We start from the raw sequence: 20,025 nt of genomic DNA, 5'->3' as shown, positions 1-20,025 counted from the left end.
AAGGGAGTCACCCATGGAGATCATCGGAAACGGCTTCATCGCACGCAGTCTCCGGCCGATCGCCGGAAAGTACCCGGACACCGTCGTCCTGGCGGCCGGGGTGTCCTGGGCCAGCGGCACCGCCGCCGCCGACTTCGAGCGGGAGGCCCGGCTGCTGCAGGAGGCGGCCGCCTCCTGCCGGAGCACGGGCCGGCGCCTGCTGTTCTTCTCCACGGCCGCCACCGGCATGTACGGGCTGGTGGACGGGCCGGGCCGGGAGGACCTCGCGGTCGTCCCCTGTACCCCCTACGGTGTGCACAAGCTGGCGCTGGAGGAGCAGCTGCGCGCCTCGGGCGCGGACCACCTGGTGCTCCGGCTCGGGCACCTGGTCGGCCCCGGACAGCCGGCCCACCAGCTGCTGCCCGCCCTGGTCACGCAGATCCGGGGCGGCGACGTGCGGATCCACCGTGGCGCGGCACGTGACCTGATCGACGTGGCCGACGTGGTCACCCTGATCGACCGGCTGCTGGCCCAGAAGCTCCACGGCGAGATCGTCAACGTGGCCTCCGGGGTCGCCGTGCCGGTGGAGTGGATCGTCGACCGGCTGGAACTGCGGCTGGGCCGCACCGCGCGCCGCCATTACCAGGACGCCGGCAGCCATCACGTCATCGCCATCGACAAGCTGCGCTCCCTGGTCCCGGAGACCGACCGGCTGGGCTTCGGCCCGCACTACTACGAGCGGATCGTCGACGACTTCGCCGCCACGGTCGTCGCCGCGACCCCGTCCTGACGACCGGGCCCCACCGCCTGCCCCTGGAGAATCCTGATGCGCGTCCTGTTCACCGTGTTTCCCGCCACGGCCCACGTCCATCCGATCGTGCCGCTGGCCTGGGCCCTGCAGAACGCCGGCCACGACGTGCGGGTGGCCATCCACCCGGACGCCGTCGACCTGGTGACGGACGCGGGCCTGACCGCGGTCCCGCTCGGCAACCGGGAGACCCTCTCCAGCGTGGTCGAGTTCAACTCGAACCTCGACCTGCTCGACGGGCTGGACGACAGCTTCGCCCTGGACACCGGCCGGGAGACCCCGCGCTGGGAGGAGCAGTGGTACGGCCTGACCCAGGTGCTGGCCATGTTCACCCCGGTGCTGCCGGACCTGGTCTCCCTCGTCGAGCGCTGGCGGCCCGACCTGGTGCTCTGGGATCCGTTCTGCCCGGCCGCCGCGGTGGCCGCCCGGATCGGCGGCGCCGCCCAGGCCCGCATCCTGTGGGGCCAGGACAACATCGCCTGGCTGCGCGCCCAGTCCAAGCAGCAGCTGGCCTCCCGCGGCGCCGGGCCGGGTCAGGACCCGGTCAACGCCCTGATGCGCCCGATGCTGAACCCGTACGGCCTGGACTACGACGACGAGCTGCTGCTCGGCCAGTGGACCGTCGACCCGATGCCGCCGGGTATGCGACTCCCGCTCGACCTGCCCTACCAGTCGATGCGCCGGGTGCCGTACAACGGGGCGGCCGTCGTCCCCGACTGGCTGCTGGACCGGACGGACCGCCCACGGGTCTGCCTCACCCTCGGCGTCGGCGGCCGGGGCCGGCAGCTCTTCCGGGAGAGCGGCGTCGGATTCCCGGAGATCGTCACCGCGCTCGCCGAGCTCGACATCGAGCTGGTCGCCACCATCGACGCCAAGCAGCGCGACCGGGTCACCACCGTGCCCGACAACGTCCGGCTGGTCGACTACGTCCCGCTCAGCCAGCTGCTGCCCACCTGCTCGGCGATCATCCACCACGGCGGCGGTGGCACCTTCGCGGCGGCGGTGGCCCACCAGGTGCCGCAGCTGATCACGCCCATGCCGTTCTGGGGCGAGCACGTCACCGCGCGGTACGCCGCCGACCGCGGTGCCGGACTGCTCGTCCCCAGCGCCGAACTGACGGCCGAGAAGCTGCGCGACCAGCTGGCCCGGCTGCTGACGGAGCCCGCCTTCGGCGAGGGCGCGGCTGCCCTGTACCGGGAGATGCGCGAGGTCCCGAGCCCGGCCGAACTGGTCCCGGTCCTGGAGGACCTGACCGCCAAGCACCGCAGCTGATCAGCTGACCATCGAAAGGAGAGATCCGTCATGTCCGAACCCTCCCCCCGCCTCGCCCTCATCGTGGGCAGCACCCGGACCGGCCGGCTGGGCCACACGGTCGCCCGCTGGTTCCTCGACCAGGCGACCGAGTCCGGCTACCGGGACGTCGACGTCGTCGACCTCGCCGAGGCCGACCTGCCCGTGGTGATGCAGGACTTCGCGGCGACCTCGCGCCCCGCGGCGGTCGAGGCGCTCTCGGCCCGGCTCGCCGCCGCCGAGGCGTTCGTCGTGGTGACACCCGAGTACAACCACAGTTTCCCCGCGCCGCTGAAGAACGCCATCGACTGGTACCGCGGCGAGTGGCACGCCAAGCCGGTCGGCTTCGTCTCCTACGGCGGGATCTCCGGCGGCCTGCGCGCGGTGGAGCAGCTGCGCCCGGTCTTCGCCGAGGTCCACGCGGTCACCGTGCGGGACAGCGTCAGCTTCCACCATGCCTGGGAGCGGTTCGGCGCGGACGGCCGGCCGGTGGACCCGGCGGGCTGCAACCAGGCTGCCAAGACCATGCTCGACCAGCTCGACTGGTGGGCCCAGGCGCTCAACGAGGCCCGCGCCAAGCGGCCTTACAGCGCGTGACGGCCGGGAAGCGGGCCGCCGCCGCGCCGACCGCGCTGGCCGAGGCGGCCGAGCGGGTCGCCCGGCTGGCCGGCGAGCACGCCGTCGCCTCCGAGCAGGCCCGCAGGCTGCACCCCGCGGTGGTCGACGCGATCCGCGCGGCCGGTTTCGCCCGGCACTTCGTGCCCAACGAGTACGGGGGTACCGGCGGCGGCACGCTCGACCTGGTCCGGGCCCTGGTCGTCATCGGCCGACAGTGCGCCTCCGCCGCCTGGAGCGCCTCGATCGTCGCCGGCCTGGGCCGGATGGCGGGTTTCCTGCCCGCCGCGGGACGGGACCGGATCTGGCAGCACGGCCCGGACGCCCTCGTGGTCGGCTCGCTCGCGCCGATCGGCCGGGCCGTGGAGAGCGCCGACGGCTGGCGGCTGTCGGGTACCTGGCCGTCCATCAGCGTGGTCGACCACTGCGACTGGGCCCTGTTCCGGGCCGTGGTCGGCGGTGGCCCGAAGCAGGCCCGGGTGTTCGCCGTGCCCCGTACCGACTTCCTGGTCAAGGACACCTGGACCACCATCGGCATGGGCGGCACCGGCAGCAACACCGTGGTGGTCGACGACGTCCTGGTCCCGCACGAGCTGAGCTTCCTCGGCGACGACCTGTTCGACGGCCGCCCCGACGCGGACCAGGCGTACCACCGGATGCCCCTCCAGGCGGTCAACGGCCTGCTGTTCGCCGCCCCCGCGCTGGGCGCCGCCCGGGGCGCCTACGCCCACTGGTCGGGCTACGCCGGCGACAAGATCCACAATCTGCCGGCGAAGCCGTTGGGCCCGGGCCCCAGCCGCACGTTCTACGCCACCACGCTGGCCCGCTCCGCAGGGGAGCTCGACAGCGCCGAGCTGCTGCTGGAGCGTGCCGCGGCTACCGCCGAGCAGGCCGCCGGGCCGAGCCCGCTGGAGGTGGCGCGCAACGCCCGCGACTGCGCGCTGGCCGCCGAACTGCTGGTGACCTCGGTCAACCGGATGTTCAGCGCGGCGGGCACCGGCGGCCAGTCCACGACCGGCCCCCTGCAGCGCTTCTGGCGCGACGTCAACAGCGCCGTCACCCATGTCGGCCTCCAGTTCGAGCCGGCTGCCCTCGGGTACGCCGTGCCGGCCACGGAGCAGTAGGTGGCCGCGGTGCCGGACGGCGACCCGGCCCGGGCGGGGGCGGACCTGTGGCTGCTGCCGCCGACAGCGGCGGGGCCGAGTGCAGCGTGCCTGGCGGAGCTGGACGAGGCGGAGCGGCGCCGGGCCACCCGCTTCGTCCGCGCCGCCGACCGGGTGCTGTACGCCTCGGCGCACATCGCGCTCCGCCGGTTGCTGGCCGAGCGGCTGGGCACCGCGCCCGGGCTGGTACGGCTCGGCCGGGACCCGTGCCCCGGCTGCGGCGGGCCGCACGGTCGTCCGGTGGTGCTGGGCGCGCCGTTCCCCCTGCACTTCTCGCTCTCGCACACCGACGGCCTGGTGCTGGTGGGCCTGGCCGCCGTGCCGTTGGGGGGCGACGTCCAGGTCCTGGCGAGCGACAGTCGGGTGGTGGCCTGTGCACCGGCCCTCCACCCCACGGAGCAGGCGGAGCTGGCCCGGCTGGACCCCCCGGCCCGCCGGGCGGCCTTCACCCGGCTGTGGGCCCGCAAGGAGGCCCACCTCAAGGGGGTCGGCACCGGGCTGCTGCGGGCCGAGCTCGCCGCGCACTACCTCGGCTCCGGCGGCCCGGCCGCACCGGCCGGCCCCGTGGGCTGGACCGTCCGTGACATCCCGTGCGGCCTCGGCCATCGCGCCGCCGTCGCGCTCCGAAGCCCCGATCCCGGCCCGCTGACCGTCCGGTGGCTGGAGCCCTGCCGCCCGGTGGCGCGCCGCGCCGCCTGACCCTCCGCGGTCGCCGGCCGCCCCACCCGCCCTGCCACCACCTCGCCCCGAGAAGAGCTCACAGATGCGTTGGGATGACATTCACCTGCAGGCGTCGGCCTCCCGGCTGGGACGGGCCGAGGACGTTCAGGAGGCGGTGGCGCAAGGGCGTTACTGCCCGGAGGAGTGCGCCGAGGACGGCTATCTGAGCGTCAGCGTGATCGACGACGAACCCCCCGCCGACCTGGCGATCGGAGCGGCCCGCCACGCCCTGGAGCGCTCCGGCGTCGCCTCCTGGGCGGTGGATCTGGTCGTCCACTCCAGCGTGGGCTTCCAGGGAATCGACCACTGGTCGCCTGCTGCCTACATCCAGCGGCACACCGTCGCCGGTCTGGCGGCCGCGGTGGAGATCAAGCAGGCGTCCAACGGCGGGCTGGCCGCACTGGACCTGGCCGCCGCCTACCTGGCGGCCCGGCCGGCCCCCGCAGCGGCGCTGCTCACCACCGCCGACACCTACCGGCTGCCCGTCTTCGACCGCTACCGCTCGGACCAGGGCTGGTTGCGCGGCGACGGCGCCACGGCCCTGGTGCTCGGCCGGGAGCCGGGTCTGGCCCGGCTGTTGTCCACCTGTCTGGTCGGCGACTCCACCCACGAGGAGGCGCACCGCGGCGGCGAGCCCTGGGCCAAGGCGCCCGGCGAGCGCGGCTGGCCGGTGGACCTGCGCAGCCGCCGGCGCGCATACTTCCTCGCCGGGCACGAGCCCGCCGAGATCGGCGGGGTCATCCAGAACGGGATCCAGCACGCCATGCGGACCGCGCTCGAGGACGCCGGGGTCGGCGTGGACGACATCGCCCGCTTCGCGTTCCCGCACGCCGGACGGCATGTCGCCCGGTGGGCCTTCGCCATGGACCAGTTCGGCATCGCGGACGACCGCACCACCATGGACTGGGGCATGACGGTGGGCCACATCGGTGCCGGCGACCAGATCGCCGGCCTCACCCACCTGGTGGAGACCCGCCAGGTCGCCCCGGGTGACCTGGTCATGCTGACCGGTCTCGGATCCGGACTCACCTTCGCCAGTGCGGTGCTGGAGATCCAGGAGCGGCCCGCCTGGGCGGAGGAGCAGCTGTGACCGCACGGCAACCGGAGTTCTTCGTCGTGCCCGGCCCCGGCCGCACGGGGGAGTCCTCGGTGCCGGCCGATTCCGCGCGCACCCGGCTGTCCGGCGTCCCCGCCACCCGATGGGCCGCCTTCGGCTGTGGATCGAGGGTGACGAGGACGGCCGGAGGTCCGTCATGCCCCTCGCAGGACGGCCTGCCGGGGGATGTGGAAGCGGCCGCCCGTCGCCACGAGGCGCACCGAACGCAGCGCGTCCAGGTCGGCGAGGGGGTCGCCGTCGACGACAAGGACGTCCGCCCGGTGGCCCTCGGCCAGCCGGCCGACCCGACCGTCCAGCCCCAGCGCGGCAGCGGCCTCGCCGGTGGCCATGTCGATGACGCGTTCCCGGGGGAGTCCCAAGTACTCGAAGAACTCCAGGCTGGAGACCAGACCGCCGAATACGGCTCTCGGAACGCCGGCATCCGTCCCCGCCACCAGACGCACCCCGCTCTCCGCCATCCGGCGCATCGGGGCGAACAGCTCAGCGGCCTTTTCGGGACCGACCCGGTCGGCGAAGGACCGCCAGTTCGGATGGTTGGCGAGACAGACGGGAATCTCCTTGGCGACGAGCTGCGCGAGGAGGTCCTCGCGCAGCTCGGAGCTGCCGTCCTCGGTCATCCAACTGCAGTGCTCGATCGTGTCGACCCCGGCGGCGATCGCGGCGGCGATGCCCTGCACGCCGTGCGCGTGGGCGGCTACCGGCAGACCGAGCCGGTGAGCCTCCTCCACCACGGCGCCGACCTCCTCGGCGGTGAACTGGGGCTGCCAGATCGCGGGGCCGCCGCGGGTCAGGCCGCCGCCTGTCGCCATCACCTTGATGACGTCCGCGCCGTCCGCGGCGTTGTGACGCACCTTCTCCCTGATCTCGGCCTCGCCCTCGACCTCGCCACCGAGGAACCAGCAGTGCCCCTTGCGGGCTGTCAGCGGCACGGTCGCGGCCAGTATCCGCGGTCCGGCCACCAAGCCCTCGTCGATCGCCTGCCGGAGCCGGACGGTCAGCCCGCCACGGTCACCCAGGTCACGGGCGGTGGTGATGCCGGCGTCGAGCAACTGCCGTGCTCGGCCCGCCATCCCGAGCAGCAGCGCCGCATCGTCGCTCTCGGCCACCGTGGTGACCGGGTCCGGACCCGCGTCGAAGGCCAGGTGGACATGGCAGTCGATCAGCCCGGGCAGCACGGTGGCGTCCGGGAACTCCACCGTCGGGCAGCCCGGTTCCGCATGGGCCAGCACGTCCTCGCGCGCCCCGGCCGCGACGATGACTCCGTCCGCGATGAGGACGGCGCCGTCCTCCACGCGTGTGCCGCCGGGACCGAGCAGGATCTGTCCTGCGGTGATGAGTGTCCGGCTCATGACGTCACGCTTCCTCGGTCGGTCTGCTCGGCCCCGGCGACGACGCGCCGTCGTCTCACCGCGTCCGACAGCTCCGCGAGCTGCCGCACGTCGTCCTCCAGGCTGTGCGTGAGCGGCATCGCGACGGCGACGGCCTGGGCCGAGGCCGCCGGGTGCCGTTCGCCGTGCAAGGCGGCCCAGAGCCGGTCGGCCGTGTCGTCGGCCCACCCCGGGCGGCCCTGGGCAGCTCCTTCTGCCGGAGCCAGCTGGGGGCTGATCCGTACCAGGCCGTCACGGCACTCGATGACTCTCCGGTAGTAGCGTCGATGCCCACCGAACGGGCGCAGGTGGTCGTGCCACCGTCCGGACGGCATCCGGTCGAGGCTGTGCTCGGGGTAGGCCTCGTGCAGCAGCTCCCACAGCGGCCCCAGTCGGCGGTACATCCGGCGGTGCTGCCTGCGCAGCCGCACTGCCGCGATCCGGGTGGCGACCCCGGGGTAGCTGACACCGACGAGGAACAGCGGGACCGCGATCGCGACGGTCAGGCCGGTGGCCCGGGTGACGGCCAGGGGGACGGTGCCCCCTTGCCAGCGCACCACGGTCAGCACGGTGCGGATCGCACAGGACGCGGCCATGGCGCCGATACCGGCCGCCGTCAGCCAGAGGCCGGTCGCCAGCGGTCGCTGTGATGCCCGCGCGTACGCGCAGGTCCACCGCAGGGCCATGCTCAGGGCGTAGCAGAGATACAGATCCGCGATGAGGTAGAAGCTCACGAGAGCCGGATCGCGCAGGTCGGACCCACGGAAGCCGCCACCGTCGTCGTGGCCGCCCGCTGCGACGGTCGCGACGACGAGGCCGATCGCGGCCAGAGCCAGCAGGAGTGCCTCCCTGCGCGCGCGTCTGTTGCCGTCGGCCGTGGCAGCGGCGGCCGAGTACAGGTAGAAGCACATCAGCCAATAGACCATGCTGAGCACGAACAGGTTCTGCACCAGCCGAGGGGCTCCGGGCCCGCCCAGGGAATCGATCCGGTGGGCGAAGGGCGGCGTGGCCAGCACGAGCGAGCAGGCGGCACTGATCAGGCACAGGGTGACCGCGCGCAGAGCCGTGTCACGGGGGGCCTTGACCAGCTGGAACACCTTCCAGCCCAGCGCTCCGACGAACAGCAGGCCGAGGCCGGACATGGCTGCGTAGGTGATCACAGCCACCCCTGCCTGTCCCCTAATGCCGTCTGAACTCGCCTGACCGACACGTCTGTTGCCGGTGGTGGTGCCACCTGGTTCAGCACGGAGGCCCATTCCAGGATGATGGTCGCGACAAGCTCCGCCTCGCGCTCGTGTTCCTGGTCGTAGGACGTGCGCCGCAGGGCGCGCCGGATCGCTTCAGGTGCGATGTCCGGCATCATGAGGCTCCACAGATCCTCGTCGCCGTCGTCGCTGTCGTGGCCGGCCAGGATGTGGCCCACCTCGTGCAGGATGATGTGGTCCTGGTGGGACTTCGTCGTCTCCCGCTGGTAGATGATGTAGTCGCGGGTGCCCGTGGCGATCCAGACTCCGAACGGGCCCGGTACGGGCAGGGAGTACGGCACCAGGTGAATCGGCCGGCCCCGGCGCTCGCCCAGTGCGCGGCACAGGGCGTCCACCTGTAAGGGCGGTTGGACGTCCAGGGCTTGGAGCTCCCGTTTGCAGCGGCGACGAAGTGTGCGCTCCTTCAACCGTTCCCCCTAGATCAAGGTCAAGCGTCCTTCGTGTGACGGCGACTCGTCCTGTAGGGGGCATCCGTGGTGGCTGGCCACTACAGACCGGATCGTGCCGAGTCTGGTCAGGACAGGGCGCGATTCGTTTGGAAACCGTCTATGACAGAACATTAGCGAAGGGTTGCAACGGTTCTGCAAAGGTCTCCGTCGTCTTGGGTCTACGCGTGCTGCCGTTCCGGATGCGGCGCTCAGGCATCGCCGTTCTGCGGGCCCTGGCCTTCTCCCAGCCCTTCCAGCTTGCACAGATGGCTCACGACGTCGGCCAGGGTCTGACGGCTGGAAGCGGAAAGGCCGTGAGCTCGAAGTGCGATGCTGCGCACATCCCTTTCCTTCAGGGCCTGCAGCAGCGCGAGTTGCTCGTCGATGCGCTGCGCCTCCTCGTTGTCGAGGAAGTAGGCGGGGCTGACACCGAAGTAGCGGGCCAGAGCCTCGAGGTGCTTCTTGGTCGGATTCGTCTTCCTGCCGGTGCGCAGCTGCCAGATGTAGGTGGCGCTGATCGCTCGCTCCCCCGCCGCGATGTTGATGGCAGTGGCGACGTCCTCGTGCGACGGCGCTTTCTGACCGTTCGGAGTCGTGGTCGCGAAGAGGTGCTCGATCTTCTGTGCGAGAGTGCGGCTCGGGTCGTCGGAAGCCCCGTGCTCGGCCGCGTCGACCATCCTCCGACTCCTCACTGGTTTATGGATACCTGACACCCAGTCTACTGACCGGGCCCTCAACTGCCGCCATCTTCCCGGAAGAAGCTGGCCATGAAGCGGATCTCGCCTCTACTATCCACAGTAGTCGTCAACTGAAGTTAATGGGGGAGTGATGGCATCAGGTGCATGCCCGACAGGGCATCGATCGAGACGAGCGACAACCACGACGTGCTCACCCCGTCCCACCGGCGAGGGACGGGCAGGCGAGGCTTCGGCCACCGCCGACCGGACACAGCACTGAGCACGCCACCCACCCGGTACGTGCAGCGCGCTGAGTACGCGCTTACTCGCTCGATCGGCCGGACAGCCGTGCCCGAGTGCCCTGTCCGCTGATCCCGCGCCGTCGAAGTCTGCTTGGGGGAAAGCAGTTGTTGCACCGGAACCTGCGCCGTCAATGCCAGCTGATCGTCGACCGCCTCGGCCTGCCGAGACCGTTCTCCGTGGAGGCGCTCTGCCACCAGCTGGCCGAACAACGCAGACGGCCGCTGCGTCTCATGCCGTTACCACCGGAGGCCGGGGCGATCGGCGCATGCGGGCTGTGGCTCTCGACCAGCACCAGCGATTTCATCTTCGTGGAGCGCAACACATCGCAGCCGCATCAGGAACACATCATCCTGCACGAGATCGGCCACATGCTCTTCGAGCACCGCACGCTCTCCCCGGCCGACCCGGCGAGCATGAGCGAGATCTTCAGCGACCTCGGCCCCGATGTGCTCCGACGCTTCCTGGCCCGCACCAACTACAGCACCCGGCATGAGCGGGAGGCCGAGATGCTGGCCAGCCTGATCCGTACCACCGCCGAGGAGTCCGCCCTCGAACGGCCGCTCAGCGTGCTGAGCAAGCTCGAGGCCGCGCTGGGCGTCAGTGATGCGCGTGCTCGCTGAACTGACGTACAGCGGACGCCTGGTGGAGAACGTGAGCCTGGTCGCGCTGTGGTTCACCGTGCTGCTCCGGGCCCCGTCCGCCGCGCGCTCGCACTGGCAGCGCAGCCTCTGGCTCGCGATCGCGGCCGCCGCCTTCGCGATGACCCTGAACATGCCGGCCGTCCAGCACCCGCTGCACCAACTGATCGGCTCGGCCGACCTCGTGGCCCTGGTCCGCAACCTGACCGGCGTCGTCTCGGCGGCGGCGGTGCTCGACTTCGTGCTGTTCACAACCGGCAACCCGCGACTGCGGGTCCGGCTGTACGGCGCGACCCTGCTCGCCATGGCCGCCCTGCTGGCGCTCGACCGCACCGCCCCGCCCCACGCCGAGCACGGCATTCGGCCGGCCGGAGCGCCGGTTCCCTCGACCGCCTACTGGATCCTGCTGATCGGCATCCAGCTCACCGCCAACATCGCCTGCTGCGTGGTGTGCTGGCGCTACGGCCGGCGCGGCGAGAACCGGACGCTGCGGCTCTGTCTGCTGCTGTTCGGCGGGGGAACCGCCTGCGCGGGCCTGTTCTGGCTGGGCTACCTGGTCTACCTGCCCACCCGGAGCGCCGGCATCCTCGCGGTGCAGCCGATGCTGATGGGCCTGCACGGCATCCTGCGCGCCGTCGCGCTCGCCGTACCCGCGCTCCTGGGCCTGCGCCGCAAGATCCACGACCTGGCGACGGTCTGGCGGCTCTGGCCGCTGTGGTGCGACCTGATCACCGTGGTGCCGCACGTGGCCCTGCTCGTCCCGCGCGCCCGGATCCGCGAAGTGCTCCGGCCGGACGGCTCGTGGAACCTGCTCGCCTACCGCAAGATCATTGAGATCCGGGACGCCATCCTGGTGCTGCGCGACCGCACTCCCCCGGAGCTGCTCGGGGCCGCCGAGCGGCACGTCGCGGCCGCCACGGTACCGGCGGACCAGGCCGACGCAGCCGTGCTCGCCTGCGTGCTGCGGGTCATCGGTGCCGTGCCGCCCGCCGATCCCGCGCCGTCCCCGACCCGTCAGACGGCGTTCTTCGAGTCCGGCGGCACCGACCTGGAGGCCGAAACGGCGTTCCTGATCAAGGTCGCCAGGGCATACCACTCGGCCCTCGTGGCGGACTTCACCCGTAGCCGAGACGCCGAAGACCGTGCCGCGGAGTCCCCGCACGGGGCGGATCGGATTCCGCCGGAAGAACTCGCGTCGCAGGGGTGACCGGGCTCGCGTTCCTGCGGGCATGAGCGCGGACGCGGCGGGCATGACGGCGGATGCAGCGGGTGTGAGGCGGGGGCTGTGAGCGGGACGGTGGATGCCGGGGTGCCGGAGGGTTACGGGGTTCTCCACAGGCGCCGAGTTGTCCACAGGGTGTGACGCGTTTCGGCCACCGGTTGTACCGTCTGCACGAGTTGATGTTCGAGCTGATCCGCGTGCGAGCACGCGTGTGGTGTCTTCGGGGGAGGCGGTCGCGGTGACCGAGAGCGGTGCGGGAGTGGCGGAATCGGCCGAGCAGGCGGCGGCACCCCGGCTGCCCCGGATGCGCGGGTTCGCCGAGTGGCCGCCCCAGGGCTCGCCCAAGGAGGAGGGCAAGGCACTGCGGGCGAGCGTGCCGCGCGGCGCACACCGCACCCTCGACCTGGACGGTGCCCGCCCGGACGCGGTCACCGCGGTCGAGGAGTCCAACGCCGGCCGCATCCCCGAGCTGACGCCGATACGCGTGGGCCGGATGGCGGCCACGCCGTTCGCCTTCCTGCGCGGCTCGGCCGGACTCATGGCCCACGACCTGGCGCGCACCCCCATGACCAGGATCGGCGCCCAGATATGCGGCGACGCGCACGCGGCCAACTTCGGCCTGTACGGCGACGCCCGCGGCGGCCTGGTCATCGACCTCAACGACTTCGACGAGACCGTGCACGGCCCCTGGGAGTGGGACCTGAAGCGGCTCGCCGCCTCGCTGGTGCTGGCCGGGCGCGAGGCGGGCGCCGACGAGGACACCTGCCGCAAGGCGGCCAACGACGCGGCCGGCGCCTACCGGCGCACCATGCGGCTGCTGGCCAAGCTGTCGGTGCTCGACGCCTGGAACGCCATCGCGGACGAGGAACTGGTCTCCCACACCGACGCCCACGACCTGCTCGGCACCCTGGAGCGGGTCTCCGAGAAGGCACGGGCCAACACCAGCGGCCGGTTCGCGGCGAAGTCGACCGAGGAGGTGGCCGACGGCGGACGCCGCTTCGTCGACGCGCCGCCGGTGCTGCGCCGGATCCCGGACGCCGAGGCGGCCGCGGTGGCCGCGGCCCTGGAGCCGTACGTGGCGACGCTCTCCGAGGACCGGCTGCCCCTGCTGGCCCGGCACGCGGTGCACGACGTCGCCTTCCGGGTCGTCGGCACCGGCAGCGTGGGCACCCGGTCCTACGTGGTGCTCCTCCTGGACCACCGCGGGCAGCCGCTGGTGCTCCAGGTGAAGGAGGCCCGCCCGTCCGCACTGGTCCCGCACCTGGCCACGGCCGGCTTCGAGGCGGCGCCGGTGGAGCACGAGGGACGCCGGGTGGTCCTCGGCCAGAAGCGGATGCAGGTGGTCAGCGACATCCTGCTCGGCTGGACGACGGTCGACGGGCGGCCCTACCAGGTGCGCCAGTTCCGCAACCGCAAGGGCAGCGTCGACCCGGCCGCGCTCTCCGCCGACCAGGTCGACGACTACGGCCGGATGACCGGCGCCCTGCTGGCCCGCGCCCACGCCCACAGCGCCGACCCGCGTCTGATCGCCGGCTACTGCGGCAAGAACGAGGAACTGGACGAGGCGATGGCCGACTTCGCCGTCGCCTACGCCGACCGCACCGAGGCGGACCACGCCGAACTTGTGGCGGCGGTGCGGTCCGGGCGGATCGCGGCCGAGACGGGCGTGTGACGGCGGGGACGGGGAAGGTGAGGGCCGAGGTGGTGGTGAGGTGAGGTACGTCGAGCTGACCGACGACGAGGACGGGTACCCGGGGTTCATCGACCCCCGGCCCTACCTCGACCGGCTGCCCGCACTCGCGGCCGCACTGCCGCCGGGCGCCCGCGCGTTCGCCACCGACCCCGGGCACTACGACTTCGGCGGCAAGCGCTGTGTGAAGGACCTCCGGCCCGAGCGGGTGCGCCGCACCGGCGACGGGGACGTCGAGATCCGCTTCCGGCACAACTGCTTCCAGCACGACGAGGACCTCCTCGTCCGCTACACCGGCGTCTCCCGCTTCCAGTCGGACGTCCTGGGCGTCTGCGACCCCGCCTCCCTCGGCGACGTGATCCTCGACGAGATCCTGCCGCACCCCGGCGGCTGCACCCACGAGCTGGCCTGCCGGCCCGGCACGCTCGTGGTCGCCTGCCGGGACCTGGAGGCCGAGTGGGTACCGGCCGACTGCCCGGACGTGCCGGCGGCCGGCTGAGCCGGGGCGTCTGCGGCGACGGGTTTCGGCCGTGGCCTACGCTGGTCGGGTGACGACCCCGGAAGCTGAGCAGTCCCAGGCACCGCGGCCCGAAGAACGGCTGGAACGGGCCGTGCGGGCCGCCGAGCAGGCGTTGATCGAGTACGAGATCGCCGTGGAGACGTTCCGCGTCGAGGTCGAGAACTTCTCCCGGCTGCACGAACAGAGGCTCGGCCCGCTCTACACCCGCATCGAGGAGCTGGACGCGCTGATCGCCGAGGCGAAGGCGGCCCGCACCGGCGACCCCGAGGACATCCGCCGGGCCGAGGAGGCCCGCGCCCAGGTGCTGCCCATCCCCGGCGTCGAGGAGCTGCTGCACGGCTGGATGGACGGCAACGGCCTGTTCCCGGAGGCCGCCGCCATGCTCACCGACCAGGCGGTACGGCCCCCCGAGCGGGTACGGCCCAGCGAAGAGGCCCGCAAGCTCTACCGCGACCTCGCCCGCAAGGCCCACCCCGACCTCGCCCAGGAGGAGGGGGAACGGCAGCGGCGCGAGGAGTTCATCACCCGCGTCAACGCCGCCTACGCCCGCGGCGACGAGACCCTCCTCGCCGAACTGGCCGCGGAGTGGGCGGCGGGCCCGGTACCGCCCGAGCGGCGTCCCAGCCCCGCCGAGGAGCTGTACGCCCGCCTCGAGTGGCTCACCCAGCGCAAGGAGCTGCTCACGATGATCGCCCGCGAACTCGAGGACGGCGCGATCGCCGGCATGCTGCGCCTGGCCCCCGACGACCCCGACGCCCTCCTCGAGGAGATCGCCGCCCGCCTCCGCGCCGACGTCGAGCAGCGGGAGACCACGCTGGCGGGACTGCAGGAGCAGGAGTGAACCGCGGCGTCGGTCGGGTAGCGTCGGGGACATGAGTTTCGGAGCTGTTGTGCCCACGGTCGAGGTCACGGACCTCAAGGACGACGACTTCCTGCTGGACGTCCGCGAGGACGAGGAGTGGCAGGCGGGCCATGCCGCGGGGGCACTGCACATCCCCATGAGCGATTTCGTCGCCCGCTACGGCGAGCTGACCGAGGCCGCCCCGCAGGACGGCCGCGTCCACGTGATCTGCCGCTCCGGCGGCCGCTCCGCCCAGGTCGCGATGTACCTGGGCCGGCAGGGCGTCGACGCCGTGAACGTGGCCGGCGGCATGCAGGTCTGGGAGGCCACGGGCCGCCCGGTGATCACCGACGCCGGGGCGCCCGGCGTGGTCGTCTGACCTTCTCGTCGGGCGCTGTCAGCTGAGCGGGTGGGCCGCCAGCAGGTCCCCGAGCGTCTCCTCGTACGCCGCCGCCGGGCCCAGCGCCAGCTCCAGCTGCTTGGCCCAGGCGTGGTACCGGTGCAGCGGGTAGTCGGTGTCCGCGCCGAACCCGCCGTGCAGGTGCTGCGCCGTCTGCACCACGCGGCGCACGCCCTCCGCCGCCCAGATCTTCGCCACGGCGACGTCTCCGGCGGCGGGCAGCGCCCCCGGTGCGCCCGAGGCGATCCGCCAGGCCGCCTGCCACAGGGTGGCCTCCATGGCGCGCAGATCGATGTACCGGTCGGCGGCCTGGACGGCGACCGCCTGGAAGGTCGCGATCGGATGGCCGAACTGTTCCCGCTTGCCGGTGTACTCCCCGGTCATCCTCAGCACGCGCTCGCCCAGACCGAGGGCCAGCGCACAGGTGCCGGTGGCCAGCAGCGCGTGCAGCCACTCCCAGGCACCGTCGGCCTCGATCACGTCACCCGCCCCGATCCGCACGGACCGCAGCCGCAGCTCGGCCAGCCGCTCCCCGCTGGTGGAGAACTGCTCCGCGAGCACCAGCCCGTCCTGCGCGCACGGCACCACCGCGAGCACCGTCCGGTCGGCGTCGGTGTGCGCCGGCACGAGGACGAGGTCCGCGTCGTACGCCCACGGCACCGCCGTCTGCACCCCGTCCAGCACCCAGGCCGGCCCGTCCCGCCGTGCGGTGACGGCGAGCCCCGCCGGGTCGTGTCCGGTACGGCCGTGCGCGGCGACGGTCAGCACCAGCTCACCGCGCACCGCCCGGGCCAGCAGCCGCTCTCCCAACTCCTCGGCGCCGTAGGCCTGCACGGCCGCGGCCGCCGCGCTGTGCTCCAGCAGCGGCACCCGCGCGAGCACCCCGGCGGACTCGCGCAGCACCAGGCACAGCGCGATGGCGTCGAGCCCTGCCCCGCCGTACCGCTCGTCCAGCAGCAGGCCGGTCAGGTCCGCGCCGGCCAGCCGGGACCACAGTGCCCGGTCGAAGCCCTCGGCCACGGCGCCGGTGGTGAGCGCCGGACTGGGCACCGCGTCCGGCGCCACCCCGGCGAACACCCCGTGCGCCGCCTCGGCCGCCGCCAACTGCTCCTCGCTGAAGGTGAAGTCCACGGCCTGTCCTCCCGGCGGATCCGGTCATCTGACGGTTCGTCCGACGCATTCGTCTGACGGGCCGTCAAGATAGAACAGGTTCTAGAAGAAGGGAACGGGGAGGGAGCCGCCTCCGAGGAACGCCTCAGCGGTCGAAGTCCAGCTCCACCTTCTCCGTCAGCGGATGCGACTGGCAGGCCAGCACATATCCGGCGTCCGTCTCCTCCGCCTCCAGCGCGAAGTTGCGGTCCATGCGCACCTCGCCCGAGACCAGGAAGGCCCGGCAGGTTCCGCACACCCCGCCCTTGCAGGCATAGGGCGCGTCGGGGCGGTTGCGCAGGACCGTCTCCAGCAGGGACTCGCCGTCCTGGACCGGCCAGCTGCCGCCGCGTCCGTCGAGCCGGGCGGTGACGGTGCTGTGCGCGGGCACCGGCACAGCGGCCGCCGGGGCCGCCCCCGCGTCCACGTGGAAGATCTCCTGGTGGATGCGGGCCCGGTCCACGCCCAGCTCGCGCAGCGCCTTCTCCGCGCCCTCGACCAGCCCGAACGGCCCGCACAGGAACCATCCCGTCACACGGTCCACCGGCAGCAGCGCCGGCAGCAGCCCCGAGAGCCGCTCCCGGTCGAGCCGGCCGGAGGGCAGGCCCGCCTGCTGCTCCTCGCGGGAGAGCACGGTCACCAGCTGCAGCCGCTCCGGGTAGCGGTCCTTCAGGTCGGCGGCCTCCTCCAGGAACATCGTCGACGCGGCCGTACGGTCACTGCGTATCAGGCAGAACCGGGCCTCGGGCTCACGCGCCAGCAGCGTGGAGACGATCGACAGCACAGGGGTGATGCCGCTGCCGCCGACGATCGCCGCGTACAGGCCCGGCGCCGGTTCGAGGGTGAAGCGTCCGGCCGGGGTCATCACCTCCAGCTCGTCGCCGACGTTCACCTCCTTCAGGGCGTACGCCGAGAACGCGCCGCCCTCGACCAGCCGCACCCCCACCCGCAGCGTGGCCGGGCCCTCGCCGGCCGGGTCGGGGGCCGGGGAGCAGATCGAGTACGTCCGCCGAATCTCGACGCCGTCCGCGCGCCGCCGCAGGGCGAGGTGCTGGCCGGGCGCGTGCCGGTACTCCTCGCGCAGCTCGGGCGGGACGGCGAGGGTGAGCGCGACGGAGTCGTCCGTGAGCCGGTCGACCGCGGCCACCGGGAGCGGGTGGAAGCGTGCCATCACAGCTCCTTGAAGTGGTCGAACGGTTCACGGCAGGACAGACAGCGGCGCAGCGCCTTGCAGGCGGTGGAGGAGAACCGGCTCAGCAGCTCGGTCTCCGCGGATCCGCAGTGCGGGCAGCACACCGGGTCGGTGTCCTCGGTGAGGGTGCGGGTCGCGCCCAGGGCCAGCGTCACCGGTCCGGAGTCGTGGCGCACGCGCGGGGGAGCGATACCGAACTCCCGGAGTTTGCGGCGCCCTTCGGGGGTGATGTCGTCGGTCGACCAGGCGGGGGTGAGCACCGTGCGGACGGTGACCTCGCGCACGCCGTGGGCGCGCAGCACCTGCTCGATGTCCACGCTCATCGCCTCGATGGCGGGGCAGCCGGTGTAGGTCGGGGTCAGGTCGACCTCGACCGAGTCCGGGCCGCTGATGTGCACCGCGCGCACCACGCCCAGCTCGTGGAGCGTGAGCACGGGCAGTTCGGGGTCGGGCACCGAGCCGGCCAGCTCCAGCAGCTCCGCCTCCAGGGCGGTGGCGATCACCATGACGCCCCCGGGTGGCTGCGGTGCAGGTGCTGCATCTCGGCGAGCATCCGCCCGAACGACTCGGTGTGCAGGCCCTGTCGGCCGGCGCCCGCCGACCACGCGCCGGTGCGCGGCCCCTCGGGGACGGTCAGGGTGGCCCGGCCGAGGACGTCCGTCATGGACCGGAGCCACTGGGCCTCCATGCCCGCCCAGTCGGCGTCCAGGCCCTCCACCGGCTGGAACATCTCCCCGGTGAACCGCCACAGTGCCGCGCAGGCCCGCTGCATCCGCTCACGGCTCGTCTCGGTGCCGTCGCCGAGCCGCAGCGTCCACAGCTCGGCGTGGTCGCGGTGGTAGGCGACCTCTTTGACGGCCTTCGCGGCCAGCGGTGCGAAGGGGCCGTCGGTGGCGGCCAGTTCGGTGTAGAGCAGCTGCTGGTAGGTGGAGAAGTACAGCTGGCGGGCGATGGTGTGCGCGAAGTCGCCGTTGGGCTGCTCGACCAGCTGGAGGTTGCGGAAGGAACGCTCCTCGCGCAGATAGGCCAGCTCGTCCTCGTCGCCGGCCATCGAGAGCAGTACGCGGGCCTGGCCGAGCAGGTCGAGGGCGATGTTGGCGAGGGCGACCTCCTCCTCCAGGACGGGGGCGTGCCCGGCCCACTCCCCCAGGCGGTGGGAGAGCACCAGGGCGTCGTCGCCGAGGGCGAGGGCGGCGGTCGTGGTGACGGTCGCGGTCACAGGTGCTTCACCCCTTCCGGGATCTCGTAGAAGGTCGGGTGCCGGTAGGGCTTGTCGGCGGCCGGCTCGAAGAACGGGTCCTTCTCGTCGGGCGAGGACGCGGTGATGGCGGCGGCCGGGACGACCCAGATCGAGACGCCCTCGCCGCGCCGGGTGTACAGGTCGCGGGCGTTGCGCAGGGCCAGCTCCGCGTCCGGTGCGTGCAGGCTGCCGGCGTGGGTGTGGGAGAGGCCGCGCCTTGAGCGCACGAAGACCTCCCACAGGGGCCAGTCGGTGTTGGTCATGCCTGCTTCGCTCCCGTCTCACCGGTGTGCTTGGCCGCGTAGGCAGCGGCCGCTTCCCTTACCCATGCGCCCTCGTCGTGGGCGTTTCTGCGCTGGGTGATCCGCTGCTCGTTGCAGGGGCCGTTGCCCTTGAGGACCTCCCAGAACTCCGTCCAGTCGATCGCGCCGAAGTCGTGCTGCCCCCGCTCCTCGTTCCACCGCAGGTCCGGGTCGGGGAGGGTCAGGCCCAGGGATTCGGCCTGCGGGACACAGATGTCGACGAAGCGCTGGCGCAGCTCGTCGTTCGAGTGGCGCTTGATCTTCCACTCCATGGACTGCGCGGAGTGCTGCGACTCGTCGTCGGGCGGGCCGAACATCATCAGCGAGGGCCACCACCAGCGGTCCACCGCGTCCTGCGCCATCGCGTGCTGCTCCTCGGTGCCCCTGCTGAGGGCCAGCAGCAGCTCGTACCCCTGGCGCTGGTGGAAGGACTCCTCCTTGCAGATCCGCACCATGGCGCGCGCGTACGGGCCGTAGGAGCAGCGGCACAGGGGGACCTGGTTGGTGATCGCGGCGCCGTCCACCAGCCAGCCGATCGCGCCGACGTCGGCCCAGGTCAGGGTGGGGTAGTTGAAGATCGAGGAGTACTTCTGGCGGCCGCTGTGCAGCTTGTCGAGCAGCTCGTCACGGCCGGTGCCGAGGGTCTCGGCCGCGCTGTACAGGTACAGGCCGTGGCCGGCCTCGTCCTGGACCTTGGCCATCAGGATCGCCTTGCGGCGCAGGCTGGGCGCGCGGGTGATCCAGTTGGCCTCCGGCTGCATGCCGATGATCTCGGAGTGCGCGTGCTGGGCGATCTGCCGGACCAGGGTCGCGCGGTAGGCCTCGGGCATCCAGTCGCGGGGCTCGATGCGTTCGTCGGCGGCCACGGCCGCGTCGAAGGCGCGCTCGTACGCCGTCGTGTCGCCGACGGTGGTCCGTGCGCCGTCCGCGTCTGCGCGGTGCGCGGCTGCTGTGGCCATGCGTTCCCCCTGACCTCGGGTTTTCCTGGGACATGTCCCGACCGATCGTTCGGTCCGTGCGCAATCAATGGTGTGCCGGGCCGCTGCGGGTGTCAACCGCTGTGGAAAACCTTGCGCGCCACCTGTGGATAACCATGGGT

Annotated in this window: 22 protein-coding genes; 12 read left to right on the top strand and 10 right to left on the bottom strand. The window is 72.5% G+C overall.

Annotated features, from left to right (window positions below):
- Nucleotides 1–13: 13 nt before the first annotated feature.
- The 6 genes from ACIRVH_RS14680 (at nt 14) to ACIRVH_RS14655 (ending at nt 5,665) form a co-directional block, all read left to right on the top strand.
- Nucleotides 14–769, top strand: a complete 756-nt coding sequence (locus ACIRVH_RS14680) for an NAD-dependent epimerase/dehydratase family protein (protein WP_403952458.1) — start codon at nt 14–16, stop codon at nt 767–769.
- A gap of 36 nt (nt 770–805) precedes the next feature.
- Complete coding sequence (locus tag ACIRVH_RS14675) at nt 806–2,059, top strand: activator-dependent family glycosyltransferase (RefSeq protein ID WP_403952455.1); 1,254 nt, start codon at nt 806–808, stop codon at nt 2,057–2,059.
- Nucleotides 2,060–2,089: 30 nt separating this feature from the next.
- Nucleotides 2,090–2,674 carry an NADPH-dependent FMN reductase gene (locus ACIRVH_RS14670; protein WP_403952453.1) on the top strand — a complete coding sequence of 195 codons (585 nt, stop codon included), beginning with the start codon at nt 2,090–2,092 and terminating at the stop codon, nt 2,672–2,674.
- A complete protein-coding gene (locus tag ACIRVH_RS14665) occupies nt 2,671–3,816 on the top strand; it encodes an acyl-CoA dehydrogenase family protein (RefSeq protein ID WP_403952451.1) in 1,146 nt (381 codons plus the stop codon). The genes ACIRVH_RS14670 and ACIRVH_RS14665 overlap by 4 nt, the downstream gene beginning before the upstream one ends.
- Entirely contained in the window at nt 3,817–4,554 is a 738-nt protein-coding gene (locus tag ACIRVH_RS14660) for a 4'-phosphopantetheinyl transferase family protein (RefSeq protein ID WP_403952449.1), read from the top strand. It abuts the gene before it with no gap.
- Between the two features lie 64 nt (nt 4,555–4,618).
- Complete coding sequence (locus ACIRVH_RS14655) at nt 4,619–5,665, top strand: ketoacyl-ACP synthase III family protein (RefSeq protein WP_403952447.1); 1,047 nt, start codon at nt 4,619–4,621, stop codon at nt 5,663–5,665.
- Nucleotides 5,666–5,826: 161 nt separating this feature from the next.
- On the opposite strand, the gene ACIRVH_RS14650 is transcribed toward ACIRVH_RS14655, so the two are convergent.
- From ACIRVH_RS14650 to ACIRVH_RS14635, 4 genes are all read right to left on the bottom strand, one after another.
- Nucleotides 5,827–7,041: an amidohydrolase family protein gene (locus ACIRVH_RS14650; protein ID WP_403952445.1), complete on the bottom strand. Its 1,215-nt coding sequence runs from the start codon at nt 7,039–7,041 to the stop codon at nt 5,827–5,829.
- Entirely contained in the window at nt 7,038–8,219 is a 1,182-nt protein-coding gene (locus tag ACIRVH_RS14645; protein WP_403952442.1) for an MAB_1171c family putative transporter, read from the bottom strand. The genes ACIRVH_RS14650 and ACIRVH_RS14645 overlap by 4 nt, the downstream gene beginning before the upstream one ends.
- Nucleotides 8,216–8,731, bottom strand: a complete 516-nt coding sequence (locus ACIRVH_RS14640) for a hypothetical protein (protein WP_403952440.1) — start codon at nt 8,729–8,731, stop codon at nt 8,216–8,218. The genes ACIRVH_RS14645 and ACIRVH_RS14640 overlap by 4 nt, the downstream gene beginning before the upstream one ends.
- A gap of 230 nt (nt 8,732–8,961) precedes the next feature.
- Entirely contained in the window at nt 8,962–9,429 is a 468-nt protein-coding gene (locus ACIRVH_RS14635; protein WP_403952438.1) for a helix-turn-helix domain-containing protein, read from the bottom strand.
- 410 nt (nt 9,430–9,839) lie between these two features.
- On the opposite strand from ACIRVH_RS14635, the gene ACIRVH_RS14630 reads away from it, so the two are divergent.
- From ACIRVH_RS14630 to ACIRVH_RS14605, 6 genes are all read left to right on the top strand, one after another.
- Nucleotides 9,840–10,352 carry a hypothetical protein gene (locus ACIRVH_RS14630; protein ID WP_403952435.1) on the top strand — a complete coding sequence of 171 codons (513 nt, stop codon included), beginning with the start codon at nt 9,840–9,842 and terminating at the stop codon, nt 10,350–10,352.
- Complete coding sequence (locus ACIRVH_RS14625; RefSeq protein ID WP_403952433.1) at nt 10,342–11,577, top strand: MAB_1171c family putative transporter; 1,236 nt, start codon at nt 10,342–10,344, stop codon at nt 11,575–11,577. The genes ACIRVH_RS14630 and ACIRVH_RS14625 overlap by 11 nt, the downstream gene beginning before the upstream one ends.
- A 253-nt stretch (nt 11,578–11,830) precedes the next feature.
- Nucleotides 11,831–13,264: a DUF2252 domain-containing protein gene (locus ACIRVH_RS14620; RefSeq protein ID WP_403952431.1), complete on the top strand. Its 1,434-nt coding sequence runs from the start codon at nt 11,831–11,833 to the stop codon at nt 13,262–13,264.
- Nucleotides 13,265–13,304: 40 nt separating this feature from the next.
- Entirely contained in the window at nt 13,305–13,781 is a 477-nt protein-coding gene (locus tag ACIRVH_RS14615; protein ID WP_403952429.1) for a hypothetical protein, read from the top strand.
- A gap of 49 nt (nt 13,782–13,830) precedes the next feature.
- A complete protein-coding gene (locus ACIRVH_RS14610) occupies nt 13,831–14,643 on the top strand; it encodes a hypothetical protein (protein ID WP_403952426.1) in 813 nt (270 codons plus the stop codon).
- 49 nt (nt 14,644–14,692) lie between these two features.
- Complete coding sequence (locus ACIRVH_RS14605) at nt 14,693–15,022, top strand: rhodanese-like domain-containing protein (RefSeq protein ID WP_403953026.1); 330 nt, start codon at nt 14,693–14,695, stop codon at nt 15,020–15,022.
- Between the two features lie 18 nt (nt 15,023–15,040).
- On the opposite strand, the gene ACIRVH_RS14600 is transcribed toward ACIRVH_RS14605, so the two are convergent.
- From ACIRVH_RS14600 to paaA, 6 genes are all read right to left on the bottom strand, one after another.
- Nucleotides 15,041–16,174 (bottom strand): acyl-CoA dehydrogenase family protein, encoded by a 1,134-nt coding sequence (locus tag ACIRVH_RS14600; protein ID WP_403952424.1) that lies wholly within the window; start codon nt 16,172–16,174, stop codon nt 15,041–15,043.
- 124 nt (nt 16,175–16,298) lie between these two features.
- Nucleotides 16,299–17,363: a 2Fe-2S iron-sulfur cluster-binding protein gene (locus ACIRVH_RS14595; RefSeq protein ID WP_403952422.1), complete on the bottom strand. Its 1,065-nt coding sequence runs from the start codon at nt 17,361–17,363 to the stop codon at nt 16,299–16,301.
- Nucleotides 17,363–17,890 carry a 1,2-phenylacetyl-CoA epoxidase subunit PaaD gene (gene paaD / locus ACIRVH_RS14590; RefSeq protein WP_403952420.1) on the bottom strand — a complete coding sequence of 176 codons (528 nt, stop codon included), beginning with the start codon at nt 17,888–17,890 and terminating at the stop codon, nt 17,363–17,365. The genes ACIRVH_RS14595 and paaD overlap by 1 nt, the downstream gene beginning before the upstream one ends.
- Complete coding sequence (gene paaC, locus ACIRVH_RS14585; RefSeq protein ID WP_403952418.1) at nt 17,884–18,603, bottom strand: 1,2-phenylacetyl-CoA epoxidase subunit PaaC; 720 nt, start codon at nt 18,601–18,603, stop codon at nt 17,884–17,886. Before paaC ends, paaD begins: the two co-directional genes overlap by 7 nt.
- Entirely contained in the window at nt 18,600–18,887 is a 288-nt protein-coding gene (paaB, locus tag ACIRVH_RS14580) for a 1,2-phenylacetyl-CoA epoxidase subunit PaaB (RefSeq protein WP_094218582.1), read from the bottom strand. Before paaB ends, paaC begins: the two co-directional genes overlap by 4 nt.
- On the bottom strand, nt 18,884–19,885 hold the full coding sequence (gene paaA, locus ACIRVH_RS14575) for a 1,2-phenylacetyl-CoA epoxidase subunit PaaA (protein ID WP_403952415.1): 1,002 nt from the start codon (nt 19,883–19,885) through the stop codon (nt 18,884–18,886). Before paaA ends, paaB begins: the two co-directional genes overlap by 4 nt.
- Nucleotides 19,886–20,025 lie beyond the last annotated feature (140 nt).

The organism is Streptomyces sp. NPDC101165 (genome assembly GCF_044768135.1).
Taxonomy (GTDB): Bacteria; Actinomycetota; Actinomycetes; order Streptomycetales; family Streptomycetaceae; genus Streptomyces.
Note: the sequence above shows the minus strand (reverse complement) of the source record. Positions and strands in the feature narration are given on the sequence as shown.

Excerpts from the sequence above, each read along its gene's own strand:
- paaD (WP_403952420.1), bottom strand. The coding sequence starts at position 17,890 with ATGGTGATCGCCACCGCCCTGGAGGCGGAGCTGCTGGAGCTGGCCGGC.
- ACIRVH_RS14670 (WP_403952453.1), top strand. The coding sequence starts at position 2,090 with ATGTCCGAACCCTCCCCCCGCCTCGCCCTCATCGTGGGCAGCACCCGG.
- paaB (WP_094218582.1), bottom strand. The coding sequence starts at position 18,887 with ATGACCAACACCGACTGGCCCCTGTGGGAGGTCTTCGTGCGCTCAAGG.
- ACIRVH_RS14635 (WP_403952438.1), bottom strand. The coding sequence starts at position 9,429 with ATGGTCGACGCGGCCGAGCACGGGGCTTCCGACGACCCGAGCCGCACT.
- ACIRVH_RS14650 (WP_403952445.1), bottom strand. The coding sequence starts at position 7,041 with ATGAGCCGGACACTCATCACCGCAGGACAGATCCTGCTCGGTCCCGGC.
- paaA (WP_403952415.1), bottom strand. The coding sequence starts at position 19,885 with ATGGCCACAGCAGCCGCGCACCGCGCAGACGCGGACGGCGCACGGACC.
- ACIRVH_RS14595 (WP_403952422.1), bottom strand. The coding sequence starts at position 17,363 with ATGGCACGCTTCCACCCGCTCCCGGTGGCCGCGGTCGACCGGCTCACG.
- ACIRVH_RS14655 (WP_403952447.1), top strand. The coding sequence starts at position 4,619 with ATGCGTTGGGATGACATTCACCTGCAGGCGTCGGCCTCCCGGCTGGGA.
- ACIRVH_RS14675 (WP_403952455.1), top strand. The coding sequence starts at position 806 with ATGCGCGTCCTGTTCACCGTGTTTCCCGCCACGGCCCACGTCCATCCG.
- ACIRVH_RS14680 (WP_403952458.1), top strand. The coding sequence starts at position 14 with ATGGAGATCATCGGAAACGGCTTCATCGCACGCAGTCTCCGGCCGATC.